Source organism: Asticcacaulis sp. (genome assembly GCF_027484505.1).
Classification (GTDB): Bacteria; Pseudomonadota; Alphaproteobacteria; order Caulobacterales; family Caulobacteraceae; genus Asticcacaulis.
Map to the genome: position 1 here is coordinate 13,757 of NZ_JAIXSV010000256.1, position 13,767 is coordinate 27,523.

Annotated in this window: 9 protein-coding genes; 2 read left to right on the top strand and 7 right to left on the bottom strand. The window is 58.4% G+C overall.

The features are described 5' to 3' along the window. Position 1: 1 nt before the first annotated feature. On the bottom strand, positions 2-1,765 hold the full coding sequence (locus Q0072_RS14950; RefSeq protein WP_298331599.1) for an alpha-amylase family glycosyl hydrolase: 1,764 nt from the start codon (positions 1,763-1,765) through the stop codon (positions 2-4). A gap of 347 nt (positions 1,766-2,112) precedes the next feature. Here Q0072_RS14950 and Q0072_RS14955 point away from each other — a divergent pair, with 347 nt between their 5' ends. After that, a complete protein-coding gene (locus tag Q0072_RS14955; protein ID WP_298331601.1) occupies positions 2,113-4,545 on the top strand; it encodes a TonB-dependent receptor in 2,433 nt (810 codons plus the stop codon). Between the two features lie 168 nt (positions 4,546-4,713). Further along, on the top strand, positions 4,714-5,943 hold the full coding sequence (locus Q0072_RS14960) for an MFS transporter (protein ID WP_298331603.1): 1,230 nt from the start codon (positions 4,714-4,716) through the stop codon (positions 5,941-5,943). On the opposite strand, the gene Q0072_RS14965 is transcribed toward Q0072_RS14960, so the two are convergent. From Q0072_RS14965 to Q0072_RS14990, 6 genes are all read right to left on the bottom strand, one after another. Then, positions 5,944-6,960 carry a substrate-binding domain-containing protein gene (locus tag Q0072_RS14965; protein ID WP_298331605.1) on the bottom strand — a complete coding sequence of 339 codons (1,017 nt, stop codon included), beginning with the start codon at positions 6,958-6,960 and terminating at the stop codon, positions 5,944-5,946. It lies immediately after the preceding gene. 196 nt (positions 6,961-7,156) lie between these two features. Then, complete coding sequence (locus tag Q0072_RS14970) at positions 7,157-7,471, bottom strand: metalloregulator ArsR/SmtB family transcription factor (protein ID WP_298331607.1); 315 nt, start codon at positions 7,469-7,471, stop codon at positions 7,157-7,159. 85 nt (positions 7,472-7,556) lie between these two features. Beyond that, positions 7,557-9,815 carry a hypothetical protein gene (locus tag Q0072_RS14975; RefSeq protein ID WP_298331609.1) on the bottom strand — a complete coding sequence of 753 codons (2,259 nt, stop codon included), beginning with the start codon at positions 9,813-9,815 and terminating at the stop codon, positions 7,557-7,559. 209 nt (positions 9,816-10,024) lie between these two features. Further along, positions 10,025-10,594, bottom strand: a complete 570-nt coding sequence (locus tag Q0072_RS14980) for a lipocalin family protein (RefSeq protein ID WP_298331611.1) — start codon at positions 10,592-10,594, stop codon at positions 10,025-10,027. Between the two features lie 69 nt (positions 10,595-10,663). Continuing rightward, positions 10,664-11,332 (bottom strand): ligase-associated DNA damage response endonuclease PdeM, encoded by a 669-nt coding sequence (gene pdeM / locus Q0072_RS14985; protein WP_298331613.1) that lies wholly within the window; start codon positions 11,330-11,332, stop codon positions 10,664-10,666. Continuing rightward, complete coding sequence (locus Q0072_RS14990; protein ID WP_298331615.1) at positions 11,316-13,763, bottom strand: ligase-associated DNA damage response DEXH box helicase; 2,448 nt, start codon at positions 13,761-13,763, stop codon at positions 11,316-11,318. The genes pdeM and Q0072_RS14990 overlap by 17 nt, the downstream gene beginning before the upstream one ends. Positions 13,764-13,767: the final 4 nt, after the last annotated feature.

Consider the following 13,767-nt stretch of genomic DNA (forward strand, 5'->3'; position numbering starts at 1 on the left):
ATCAGGCCTCTTCGATAAACCAGCGCAGCCCATAGGCCGGCAGGGTGTCGCTGTCCGACCCTATCAGTACGCGGCCCGTGAGGCTGTAGGAGACAGCTTCGGCGCTGAGATTGGCAAGACAGACAAAACGGCCCGCTGCGAGAGGGCGTTCAATAATCACAACCCGCTCGTCGGTATCGGTGCGCACGGTCTGTCCCGGTGTGAAAGCGAGGCACGACAGCGTGTCCGCCAGTTGCCGATGGAAGCTGTACATGTCGTGTTCGGCTGAGCCGGGCGTATGACGGCGCTCAGCCTTGGCCCAGTCCATCACCGGACGATGCAACCAGCGCACCTCATCTTTCAGGTCCGGGGCATCGCGATAGGCATCGAAGTTTTCCAGCCCAATTTCATCGCCCATATACAGCAGCGGCACGCCTTCCAGCGCGTAGGTGAGGCCGTAGAGCAGCTTGAGGCGCGCGGGCATCTGCGGGTCGTCTTTGCCGCCACACAGGCTGGCCGCCATGCCGCAACCGGAGGCCGGGGAGCCTTCCGGGGCCTGAAACGCCTCGCCCTTCGCATAGGAGCCCTTGCCTGCAAAGAAGTCGGACCAGTGTTTAAGGCGCTCTGGCGCGGCCGTATCGGACAGGGCCAGCCAGATGATGTCGTCATGGCAGCGCACATAGTTCAGCCAGTGGCCATGCCCCGGCTTTTCACCGGCGCGCTCAATGGTGGTCTTGAGCACATCGGCTTTCTGATCGGCCAAGGCGCCCCACAGGGCGGTCATGACGCCATTATTATAGGCCAGATCGCATTCGCGCGCCTGTGGCGTGCCGAAAAAGGGCAGGACCGAGGCCTGAGATTCGATGGCTTCGGCCAGCAGGAAGGTCGAAGGCGCGACCAGGGTGAGCAGGGCGCGCAGGGCCTGAAGGATCAGGTGCGTTTCCGGCAGGTTGCGGCTGATCGTGCCCTTGCGCTTCCACAGATAGGCCGTCGAATCGAGGCGGAAGCCTTCCACCCCGGCATTGGCCAGAAAGAACAGGCTGTCGGCCATTTCCACGAACACACGCGGATTGGCGTAGTTCAGGTCCCACTGAAACGGATAGAAGGTGGTCCACACATAGCCGCCGGCTTCGGCGTCATAGGTGAAGCTGCCCGGCGCGGTGTCAGGAAAAACGTCCTGAAGCGCGGCTTCCCATTGAGCGACTTCGGCGGCGGAGTCGAATACAATATAGAAGTCGGCAAAGGCTGGATCACCAGCCAGCATCTTCTGTGCCCAGGGGTGTTCGCGCGCCGTGTGATTGCACACCATGTCGAGCACCAGTGACATGTCGCGTACCCGCAGATCGGCGGCCAGTGACCTCAGATCCTCCATATTACCCAGACGCGGATCGACCTCGCGGTAATCGGCCACGGCAAAGCCGCCATCCGAATTGCCTTCGCGGGGTTTCAGCAGGGGCAGGGGGTGAAAGATACCGACCTTAAGGCCTTCGAGGTAGTCGAGGTGCTGCGCCGTGCCTTCAAGCGTGCCCGCGAAACGGTCGATATAGGTGCAATAGGCGGGGCGGCCGGGCTTAAGGAACCAGTTTGGCGTGTTGGCGCGGGCGATATCGAGGTGACGCAGGGCGGCGGGGCGGGCACCGCGCGCATCGGTCACGCGGGCTTTCAGATCGCTGAGACTGTGTTCAAAACGGGGATCGTAACCATAAAGCGTGCGCAGGCAGGCCTCTGCCTGACGCCACAGCGGGTCGCAGGACAGGTCGGCAGAAGCATGGATCGTATCGGCCATTAAGCGTTCCCGGTCTGAAAAGGCGGGCCGCCGTACACACGCCGGCGGCCCAAGGGTAGGGAAGAGGGATCGCAACCGCGTCCTGCCTTTAGATACATCCAAAATGAAAAGGATTACAAGTGAAATATCGCTATGTTATACCGGATTGGCAATTTCGGACGGTCAAACTGTGGCAAAATTGCCGAATTTCGTCCAAATGAAGCCTGCCTGATCGATTTTAGAAAGAATTAACTTGAAAACGTTTACAATAAATGATGTTTTCCGAACCAGGCCTGGAGCGAGACTCAAAGATCCCGTCCGGACGTAATGAAAAATGCGAAGCCACGCGCTTCATCAGGAGGAATAATATGTCTAAGTCGATATGGACGACCGGCGGCGTTTCGTTGGTGGCGCTCATGGCGGTACTGGGTTCACCCGCTTCGGCGCAGGATCAGTCTGCCGATTCGGGTGTCACCGAAGTGATTGTTACGGGCGTGGCGCGCAAGGCCAACAAGCTCGACACCTCGATCTCGGTCAGCGCCATTCAGGTGGAGGACATGCAGAAGTTCGCGCCGCGTTCGGCCGCCGAAGTCTTCCGCAACATCCCCGGCGTGCGCTCCGAATCGACCGGCGGTGAAGGCAATGCCAATATCGCTGTGCGCGGCCTGCCGGTAGCGGCGGGCGGTGCCAAGTTCCTTCAGTTGCAGGAAGACGGCCTGCCGGTTCTGGAGTTCGGTGATATCGCCTTCGGCAATGCCGACATCTTTCTGCGTACCGATCTGACGGTGGGTCGCGTCGAAGCCATCCGCGGCGGCACGGCCTCGACCCTGGCTTCCAACTCGCCCGGCGGCATCATCAATATCATTTCAAAGACCGGTGCGAAGGAAGGCGGTACGCTGCAACTGACGCAAGGCATCGACTTCGGTCAAACGCGCGGTGATTTTGAATTCGGCGGCGCACTGTCGGACAAGATCGACTTCCATATCGGCGGCTTCTACCGCTCCGGCGAAGGGCCGCGCAAGGCGGGCTACACCGCCAATCAGGGCGGGCAGATCAAGGCCAATATCACGCGCAAGTTCGATAACGGCTTCCTGCGACTGGGCGTCAAATATCTGAATGACAAAGCCATTGGTTACCTGCCCATGCCGATGAAGGTGACGGGCACCAATGGCGATCCGAAATGGTCGTCGGCACCGGGGCTGGACGCCAAGTCCGACACCATCCACTCGGCCTATTTCATGCAGGACGCCGGTCTTAACGGCAGCAACAACCGCTCCGTGACCAATGTGCGCGACGGCATGGCTCCGAAAAGCCTCGTCTTCAACGGTGAAGCGCAGTTCGATGTCGGCGGCGGCTGGACGCTGAACGACAAGTTCCGTTTCGCCAAGACCGAAGCCAACTTCATCGCGCCCTTCCCGGCGACGGTGGGCACCTCGGCTGAGATTGTGTCGGGTATAAATTCGGCTCTGGGCACGGCGGGGACGCGCCTTGTGGTGGCCAATGGGCCGAATGCGGGTTCGACCTATACCGGTCTGGCCATGATCATGCACACCTTCAATACGCGCCTGAACAGCCTCGACAATTCGGCCAATGATCTCAAGCTGCAAAAGACTTTTGACGCCCTCGGCTCGAAGATCGACCTGACCTTTGGTCTGTATAATTCGTCGCAGACCATCAATATGGACTGGGTGTGGAACAGCTATGCCATGGAAGTGGCCGGTGACAATGCGCGCCTGCTAAACCTCTATGCCGGCAACACCAACCTGTCGCAAAACGGCCTGTTTGCCTATGGCGTGCCGGTGTGGGGCAACTGCTGCACCCGCCATTATGATGTGCAGTACGACATCGTCGCCCCCTACGTCATCGCCAGCGGCGAATGGGGCAAGCTGACGCTCGAAGCCTCGGTGCGACAGGACGAGGGCAAGGCGCGCGGCACCTATGCGGCCTCGACCCAGATGATCAATTTCGACGTCAATGGCGACGGCGTGATTTCCAATCCGGAAAAGAGCGTGTCCTTCGTCAACTATGCGGCGGCCAAGCCGGTCAATTATAACTGGAGTTACACCTCCTATTCGCTGGGGGGCAATTACCGCGCTACGGACAACCTGTCCTACTTCGCCCGCTATTCGAAGGGCGCGCGCGCCAATGCCGACCGTCTGCTGTTCGGTAAAGTGCGTGACGACGGCTCGGTATCGCGTGAAGACGCCATCGACTTCGTCAAACAGACCGAAGCCGGTGTAAAGTACCGCAGCGGCCCGCTCAGTGTCTTTGTAACGGCCTTTGCCGCCGAAACCGAGGAGCAGAATTTCGAAGCCACCTCGCAGAAGTTCTTTGACCGCGTGTACGAAGCCAAGGGTATCGAGTTTGAAGGGGCCTATCGCATCGGCAATCTCAGCCTGAACGGTGGGGCCACCTACACCAAGGCCGAGATCACCAAGGACGCCCTGAGTCCGGCCGCGGTCGGCAAGCGTCCGCGCCGTCAGGCCGAATGGGTGTTCCAGTTCACGCCGACCTACAAGATGGACAAGCTGGAGTTCGGGGCCAACTTTGTCGGTACCACCGACGCCTATGCGCAGGATGATAACCAACTGGTCATGCCAGGCTACGTGCAGACCAACCTGTTTGCCGATTACAACCTGACGGACGACCTGACCGTCTCGCTGAACGTCAATAATGCCTTTGACGTTCTGGGGATCACCGAGGTTGAAGAAGGCGCGATCACCAACAATGCGACCAACTATGTGCGCGCCCGCGCCATCAATGGCCGCACCTCGACGATCAGCCTGAAGTATCGGTTCTGATAACCTCATGCCAAAAAGTGGGCACCACTTTTTGGCATGAGGTGTCAGAAAATGCCTTGGCGTGAAGGCAACGGGAGCAGGTCGCATACCCTCTGCGGCCCGCTCCCGTTCTTTTTCATTCGCCTCCGAAATTCAGACGTATAAAAACAAACGACAGGGAACCGCTCCATGACGACATCTGCGCCTCATCTGGCCCGTCCGGCCAATATCGCCCTGATTACCGGGCTGACCTATCTGATGTTCATGATGTTCGCCATGACGACCGACGCGGTGGGGGTTATCATCCCCGAAGTCATCCGCGAGTACGGCCTGAGCATGACCGAGGCCGGGGCGTTTCATTACGCCACCATGGGCGGCATCGCTATTGCCGGTCTGGGGCTGGGTTTTCTGGCCGATCGTCTGGGGCGCAAGTGGACGATCATTCTGGGGTTGAGCCTGTTTGCGCTCAACTCCTTCCTGTTTGCCGTCGGCAATGATTTTCTGTTCTTTTCGGTTCTGCTGTTTATTTCAGGGCTGGCCATCGGTGTGTTCAAGACCGGGGCTCTCGCCCTGATCGGTGACATCTCCACTTCGACCGAAAGCCATACGCGCGTCATGAATATGGTCGAAGGCTTTTTCGGCGTCGGCGCCATTATTGGCCCGCTCATCGTCACGCAACTTCTTGTGTCGGGCGCGTCGTGGAAATGGCTCTATGTGATTGCCGGGACGCTGTGTACACTGCTGATCATAACGGCCTTTGTGGTGCGCTATCCCGAACGGCAGACGGCCGCGAGCGACACTTTCAGCCTGAAAGCCTCGCTGGGCCTTGTGCGTGATCCCTATGCGCTGGCCTTTTCGGCGCTCGCCATGCTCTATGTCGGCGTGGAGACGGCGATCTATGTGTGGATGCCGACCCTGCTCAAAGGCTATCAGGGACCGGCTGTGTGGCTGGCGCTTTATGCCCTCAGCATCTTCTTCGTGTTGCGCGCGGCGGGGCGTTTTCTGGGCGTGTGGATGCTGGCGCGCCTGAAATGGACGCTCGTGCTGGTGCTGTGCGCCGGAGCCATTCTGATCAGCTTTGTGGCGGCTCTGATCGGTGGGCAGGCGGTGGCGGTCTATAGCTTGCCGCTGTCGGGCCTGTTCATGTCGGTCATGTACCCAACCATTAATTCCAAGGGCATATCGGGCTTCCGCAAGGCGCAGCACGGCGCGGCCGGCGGCGTGATCCTGTTCTTCACCTGCCTCAGCGCAGTTGTGGCGCCTCTGGCCATGGGCGCGGTGTCCGACCTGTTTGGTGGGGCGCAGTATGGGTTCGTGCTGGCCACCGGTCTGGCCCTGATCCTGTTTGTGGCGCTGGTCTTCAACCACCGCCGCGACCCGGCGGGTGAGCGTCTGAAAGCGCTCAACGCCGAATACTGATCAGGTAGAGGCGCGCTCGATCAACCCGGCGGCCAGAACGGCGGAGGAGGTCTTTTCCCCCGCCAGTCGCCGGAACAGCAGATCGACCATCAGTTGCGCCCCCAGCCGCAGGTCCTGCTTTACGGTGGTCAGGGCCGGGGACATGGTTTTGGACATGGCCACGTCGTCGAAACCGCAAATCGCCACGTCTTCCGGCACGCGCCGTCCGGCATTAATCAGTGCGTTGATCGCCGCCAGCGCGATAACATCCGACGCGGCAAAGATGGCATCGAAGCGCCGACGCGAGGCCACAAGCCCCCTGACCGTTTCATAGGCCGAATCCGGCGTGAAGTGGGTCTCGATGATCTGCGCGGGTGTGAGTTTATGCCCGGCTTGCGTGAGCCCCTCCGTAAAGCCTTTGAGACGCGCCGCCACTTCGGGCACCTGAGCGGGCCCAAGGAACAGGATTTGCTTGCGGCCCTTGCTCAGCAGATGCTCTGCCGCCAGCCGCCCGCCATGTACGTTGTCCACGCCGACCGAGCAGTAGCCCTGATCCGGCAACCGTTCGCCCCACACCACCATCGGGTTATAGTGGGCCGAGATGGCGTTGATTTCTTCGTGCTGATCGCTTTGCCCCAGAACCAGCATGGCATCGAAGCGGTGCGACTTCACCAGCGAATTCAGCCAGCCGCTTTGTGGTGACAGATTCTTGGAAAACAGCAGGTCATAGCCGCGCCGGAATACCTCTTCGGAGAGGTAACCGACCAATTCAAGCAGGAACGGGTCGGTCATCTGCTGCCCGGTTTCGTGGCCTAGCGGCAGGACCAGACCGATGGTGCGCGTCGTCTGCATACGCAGGTTGCGCGCCGCCTGATTGACGGCGTAACCATGTGCTTCGGCGATGGCGATGATGCGCTGCTTTTGTGGCTCCGGCACCAGCGGGCTGTCGGCCAGGGCGCGCGAAACGGTGGCCAGAGACACTTCGGCCAGACGCGCAATGTCGGTCATCTTGACTTTGGCGGGGAGGGTGTCGCTCATGGCAAATCGGTCCTGAAACGCAGAACCTAGAGGCATTTGGTCTCTGTTTCAATGTCTTATACCAAGGGTCATTGAAAATGACTCTTGGTATTCCCTTCGCGACTGTCTCATGTCCCGGAGACGTATGAGACAGTCTCGTGTTTTTAACGTCCGGATGCGGTTAGCAACTTCGGCCGTTGGTGTTTTCGAGCGGCGTTTACGCCTGAGGACCATAGACCTCGCACAGGGCTTCTATCACCTTCTGTGTCGCCGGATCACCCAAAGCGTAGTAGATGGTCTGACCGTCGCGGCGCGTAGAGACCAGATTTTCCGCTCGCATCTTGGCCAGATGCTGTGAGGTGCCGGCAATCGGCTGCCCCAGATAGTCGGCGAGATCGGAAACGCTAGCCTCGCCCTCAACAAGCCGGCACAGGATCATAAGACGGTGCTCGCTGGCCAGCAGCTTGAGCATCCGTGTCGCGCGCTGCACATTGGGCTTCAGATTTTGCAGGTCCTGCGCGGTGACGGCCATGACTCAAATTTTCTTTCTACGCATTTGAGTTATCAATAATATCTGGATGGTTATTTCGGCTGGACTTAGGTTAGAAGAGCCTGTTCTAAAATTTCGATAACGCTAATCTGGCATCCCTGATGTTTTCGACTATGTGGCGTATTTCGTCATAGATGACGGTCCAGTCCACGTCGAAATTGGCACGATCCTTCATACCCGACGGCCCGTCATCCATATCCCGAATATGTTCACGGCTGATGTACCGCATAGGGATCTGATTTTCGCGAAAGAAACTGTAGAGATAGCCATTAAGATGGTCAGGCGCCAAAAAGGTGCGATTGGAAAATCCTAAGCCGGGCTTGTTGGCAATCCATCTGACCTTGGCCAGACCTGCACCGATCGGGGCAATAAACGCGTCGCAATGACAGCAAAGCAGGAGGCTTTCAAAAATACTGCACCCTATAGAATTCCAAATTTGTACGGTTGGGCAACCCGCTATGATGGAGGCTGCAATCGCCTCCTCATCCTGAACAGACATGGGTAGAGCGGTAGAGGTGCCATCTGCTGCCGCATTCAACCCATCTATGATTACGCGCAAGTTCGGATAATGCTGAGCCAAGGCATTAATAATTTGAATATAGCCCTCTGTCTGCGTCTCCCAGCTTCGGTTGCCCGTCCTAAGAGTGATCATCAGTATCGGAGCGTGACTATCGCAAAAATGCCTCAGTGATTCTTTGAAACCCTCAGTCACCTGCGTCTCACAAAAACGCACGATACGCCCCGCCAGATCTTCAGACACATGACAGTTACGAACACTGTATAGTGTACTTTTATGGTCAAGCATTAACCGGAATAAATCTAAATCCGTATCAATTTTCACAACCTGTCCGGCTCGCTCGCATTCCTTTTGGTACAAAGCTGAGACACCACCAAAAAAGTGACAATTATTGTAGGTTGTTATGATATCGACACTTTCGAAATCGACCATTTCAAAGAGTGGCGACCAGCCTGAAATGATGTTCCAGATGTAGTGCCCGATATGCCCCATCGCTGACTCGGCTAACATAACCGTGCGTTCAGGTGTTTTTAAATAGTTCTGTACCGCTTCGAAGTGCTGAACCACCCTCACCAGAGTACGGGTAAATTCGAAATCGCCTTTTGGACGAATCTCGGAAGTGATCAGCACCTCCGAGTCCGGAAACACCCATATCTGGTCGGATGGTGCGTAATTTATAGTCCGCTCCGACATAATGACGACTATGTGACCGTCATGTCTGTGCAGAAAAACGTGCTCGTCCAGCGTATCCTTGCAGAACTGTACAGACCCGCTAAAGGGGCAAAGCACCGGTTTCCCGCCGGCTTTGATTCCGCAGGCTATGTCTCTTATACGAAAAGAGTAATCATAGGACAGATGTGGCAGTTGAGGCAGGCTTGACTGCATGGCGTGGCCCACACCATTCGGTCCGTCACAAAGCGCACTAATAAACTTAGAAGACAAACCACAGCTTTTCGCCGTTTCGATCAGGGTTTTCTGGTCCTCTGCTGTACGAACCACCCGGAACTGTTTGACCCAATGACAGGCAAGTGTCGCCAAAGGGTATCTGCCTTTTTCAAAAGCCGCGGGCTCTCCCCGGAAAAAGGCCTTTATCACCTTGGAGAACGACCCAATTTCAGCGCGTAACACCGACGGCACCCAGTCGCAGACAGGACTGCGATCGTATATGGCACAATGGTCAAGGAAGGCGGCGGCCCAATCGGGAAGGGGCACATCACTCGCAAAAGCCAGAGCCAGATACGCGTGGCCTGCGGCAAAATCGCCCCTGTCCGCCGCCTGCCGCCCCAGATAGGCCTGCAACAGGGCTGTTTTCACATCTGAGGGAGCCTGCGATTTGCCGAACACGGCTTCCAGTTCATCGATCCGCCCCAGTTGCAGAGCGATATTGGCCAGAATGAACAAGGTATGGCTGCCATAGACGTCACCAAACAGATCGCTGGCCAGCAGGGTTTCAAAAAACGATTCTGAATTACCCATATTGAGGTAACAAACCGCCAGAACCTCGCTCAGAATGTGGCGATCCGCGTCGATGGGGGTTTCAATCAAACGGGCTTCCAGATAGTCCGCAGTGCGGGAATCGTCACCCGATATAAGCCGGTTGTGCGCGTCGCACAGCCACAAGGCCGTTTGGGTTTGATTTCTCAGCAAAAGCAGACAGTTGCCATCGAAAAAACTGAGAGCGGCCTCGACCTCCCATCCCGCACCTAATGGCGGCAGTGTCGTACCAAAGTGTAGCAAACGGACATGATCGCCGAGATTAAGCGTCAACCTTTCCTGTTCGACGTTTATCCGTCGGTGAAACTGAAACATGCAGTTTAAATCCATTGGGTCTCAGGCTGCGAAGTAAAGCGCCCCGTGTGAGCACGCTCTGGCTTCGTCCGTTATGAACAACCTGATACCCAAAGACCCTGAGAGCGTCGAGTACAAAAGCCGGACCTCTGCCAGCGGAAAAACACGACACGACACGCGCCACCGAGAACGCGCTGGACCTGCCTGTTGGGCTTGTTTCACACCGCGCGCTATCTCGTCGTTGTCGGCGTCTGCGACGTCCAGCGGATAAGATCGGTATTATAGCCCAACTCGCGGGCGCGATTACGCAGGTCTTCGCGCACCTTGAAGGCGGGTGATGGCGCACGGGTCAAAATCCACAAATACTTGCCCGACGGCTCCCCGACGATGGACCAGCTATAGTCCTCGGCGTGATCCAGCACCCAGTAATCGCCGATGTAGAATGGACCGAAGAAAGAAACCTTCAGTTTCGCGTTGCCGCTGTCGCTGACGATCTTCGCCTTGCCCTTTGACGACTTGCCCGGCTCGCCCTTGCGCCAGCCGCAGGTGTTGAGAATGGTAATCTTGCCGTCTTCGGCCAGGCTATATTGCGCCGTAACCTGATCGCAGTCCTTTTCAAAGCGGTTCTCATAACGCCCCAGTTCGTACCACAGGCCCAGATAGCGCGTCAGTTCCACCGGCTTGGCCGGTTGCGGCACCTTCGGATTGCCCACCGGCATGGCGGTGACAGCCTGAGCGCTGAGGGCCAGAAGGGCGGCAGAGGCGAGGGCGAGGGGCAGGGCGTAGTTGCGCGGTTTCATTGAGGTCTCCGTATGTGGCTTCATCTTGCCGGTGCCTGTGTAAAGATACGATCCGGCTGTGCCGAATATTCATGTGCGGATGGGCAGGATGGTCCGCCCATAAATCAGATAGGGGGTAAAGGTCTCGCCCTGCGCCGCTTCGGTCAGGGTCTCGTGCTGGATGTCGAGGCCGCCGGTAAAACTGCCAAAAGCGGGCAGGATCAGGCGTTTGCGGTTGAGGGCAAAGCACTTGCCGCTGACCTTGTGACCGCGCACGCGCGTTGTCAGCTTGGGGTGAAAATGGCCGATAATCTGCGGCTGCTCTGTGGGTTCGGCCTCGTGGCGGAAGGCGATGCCCTCCACCACATGATCGTCCACAAAGGTGAGACATGCGTCGCCGATTAAGCCGACATCGTGATTGCCTTCGACCCACAGGCAGGATTCGACCGTGTTGCACAGACTGAGCAGATGGCGGCGCGTAGCGGCCTCCAGCCTTTGCCACGCCCCGCGATCGTGGAAGCTGTCGCCCAGCAGGACAAGGGTGCGCGGCTGATAACGCGCGATCAGGGCTTCGAGGCGCTTTAGCGTGTCCAGCGTATCGTAAGGAGCGATGGGCGATCCGAACTGCGCCAGAAACGTCGATTTTTCGAAGTGCAGGTCCGACACGGCCAGCAGGCTCTGCGCCGGCCACCACAAGGCCAGTTCGGTATCGAGCACCATGCGGTGACCCGCGAACTCTACCTCAGTCGTCGAGGTCATCGACCACCTCCTGCATCAGGCGCTCGGCCGCCGCTTCGGCGCTTTCCTGCTGCAACAGGGCCTCGATCCCGCCACCGGGCAGGCGTTCGGTGCGCACATCGAGGATAACGGGCAGGGACAAAGGCGAGGGACGCGGCAGGTCGCAAAAGGCGATACGCTCGCGGAAGGTCAGGATGAGATCGGTCAATCGGTCGAGGTCCAGAAGTTCGCGTTCGGCATCGGCGCGCGACAGCCGCAACAACACATGATCGGGCTCGTACTTGCGTAGCACATCATAGATGAGATCGGTCGAAAAGGTCACCTGTTTCAGCGTCTTGCGCGCGGCATTATTGTTCTGTTCGACCAGGCCGACAATGGTCGCCACCCGCCGGAAGGAGCGTTTGAGCATGGGCGAGTCCGCCAGCCATTCCTCCAGTTCATCAGCCAGTATATCGCTCGAAAACAGGTCATGGATCATACCGTCGGTCACCTGTTCGACGCTGTTGATGGCCAGCCCGTAATCGGTGACGCTAAAACTTAAGGGGTGAAGCTGATAGCGTTCCATGCGCCGGGACAACAGCATCCCCAGCGTCTGATTGGCGCGGCGGCCCTCAAACGTATAGAGGACCAGCGTATAGAGCTTGCCGCGCGGAAAGCTCTCGATCAAAAGATCCTGACGATCGGGCAGGCGTGAAAAGCGCGTTTGCAAACTCAGCCAGTTGCGCACCTCAGCGGGCAGTTCGCTTAGCGTGTCCTCCGATTGCAACAGACCGCGCACCCCGTCGGCGAGGAAGGTCGAAAGCGGCATCTGCCCGCCGGAATAGCTGGGCAGCAAGGGTTCTTTTGCGGCACTGGGGCGGGCATCGAGCGTCATGTCGTGGATGCGCTCAAAGGCCAGCACCTCACCGGCAAAGAAGAAGGTGTCGCCGGGACGCATGGACTGCCCGAACTGTTCTTCGATTTCCCCCAGATGCTTACCGCCGCGCCCGTGCAGGCGACGCACCTTGAGCTTTCCGGCCTCGATAATGACGCCGATATTTTGCCTGTGGCGGCGGGCGATCTGGGGGGAGGCCGGTATCCACCCCTGTTCGGTTTCGCTCAGGCGGTGCCAGCGGTCGTAATTGCGCAGCACATAGCCACCATCGACGACAAAGCGGAATAGGGTCTCGAACTGCGCAAAGCTCAGGTCGCTGTAAGACCACGCGGTGCGGACAATGGCATAAAGGGCTTCGGGCGTGACTGGAGCGCTGCACGCCGCATTAAGAATGAACTGCGCCAGCACGTCCTGCGCCCCCGGCTGAGGGACATCGCCGTCGAGTTTCCCCGCTCGGATAGCGGTAATGGCCGCTTCACATTCCAAAACTTCGAAGCGGTTGGCCGGGCACAGAAAAGCCTTTGACGGCACATCGACGCGGTGGTTTGACCGGCCGATACGTTGCAAAAGGCGGCTCACGCCCTTGGGGGCACCGACCTGTATGACCAGATCGACGTCGCCCCAGTCGATCCCCAGTTCGATGGCCGAAGTGGCGACCAATGCCCGCAACTTGCCGGCGGCCATCAGGCTGATGGTCTTCAGCCGCATCTCGCGCGTCAGCGAGGCGTGGTAGATGGCAATGGGCAGGGCCTCTTCATTGGCCTCCCACAGGAACTGAAACAATAGTTCCGCCTGCGCGCGGGTATTGACGAAGACGATGGCGGTGCGCGCCTTTGCGATCTCGGACAGGATTTCCGGCACCGCATATTGCGCCATAAAGCCGTTATAGGGCGGCGCTTTGCGTGTCGGCAGAATGGCCACTTCCGGCGCAGCTTCCGCCATGCCCAGGGTGCGGCTGTTGAGATGTTCGACAGGCTTATTTTCCCGCCCCAGCCAGTCGCAGAACAGGTCAGGCTCTGCCACCGTGGCTGACAGACCGATGCGCCGAAAGCCGGGGCTGAAGGCCTCAAGCTGCGCCATCGCCAGCGCGATCAGGTCGCCGCGACGTGAGGCCGCCACCTGATGAATTTCATCGATAATGACGGCCTTAAGCGTGCCGAACATCTTTGCTGCGTCCGGATAGGAGAGCAGCAGCATCAGCGATTCCGGCGTCGTCAGGAGGATATTCGGTGGCTTGGCGCGCTGGCGTTGGCGGCGATATTGCGACGTATCCCCCGTGCGGCTTTCCACACGCACGGGCAGGCTTAACGCCTCGATCATCGCCGTGACATTGCGTTCGATATCGTAATTTAACGCCTTCAGCGGCGAAATATACAGCGTATGCAAACCGTTTGGCCGCGTCTGCGTAATATCAATCAGGGACCCCAAAAACCCCGCCAGCGTCTTTCCGGTGCCGGTCGGCGCGGTCAGCAGCGTCGAGCGACCGGAGGCAAAGCGCGCCGTCATCTCACGCTGATGCGGCAACAGGGTCCAGCCTTGTGAGGTAAACCACGACTGGAAGGCATCAGGTATCGTCATGGAA

Coding starts and splice junctions, on each gene's coding strand:
- Q0072_RS14970 (WP_298331607.1), bottom strand. CDS start 7,471: ATGGCCGTCACCGCGCAGGACCTGCAAAATCTGAAGCCCAATGTGCAG.
- Q0072_RS14975 (WP_298331609.1), bottom strand. CDS start 9,815: ATGTTTCAGTTTCACCGACGGATAAACGTCGAACAGGAAAGGTTGACG.
- Q0072_RS14955 (WP_298331601.1), top strand. CDS start 2,113: ATGTCTAAGTCGATATGGACGACCGGCGGCGTTTCGTTGGTGGCGCTC.
- Q0072_RS14960 (WP_298331603.1), top strand. CDS start 4,714: ATGACGACATCTGCGCCTCATCTGGCCCGTCCGGCCAATATCGCCCTG.
- Q0072_RS14950 (WP_298331599.1), bottom strand. CDS start 1,765: ATGGCCGATACGATCCATGCTTCTGCCGACCTGTCCTGCGACCCGCTG.
- Q0072_RS14990 (WP_298331615.1), bottom strand. CDS start 13,763: ATGACGATACCTGATGCCTTCCAGTCGTGGTTTACCTCACAAGGCTGG.
- Q0072_RS14980 (WP_298331611.1), bottom strand. CDS start 10,594: ATGAAACCGCGCAACTACGCCCTGCCCCTCGCCCTCGCCTCTGCCGCC.
- Q0072_RS14965 (WP_298331605.1), bottom strand. CDS start 6,960: ATGAGCGACACCCTCCCCGCCAAAGTCAAGATGACCGACATTGCGCGT.
- pdeM (WP_298331613.1), bottom strand. CDS start 11,332: ATGACCTCGACGACTGAGGTAGAGTTCGCGGGTCACCGCATGGTGCTC.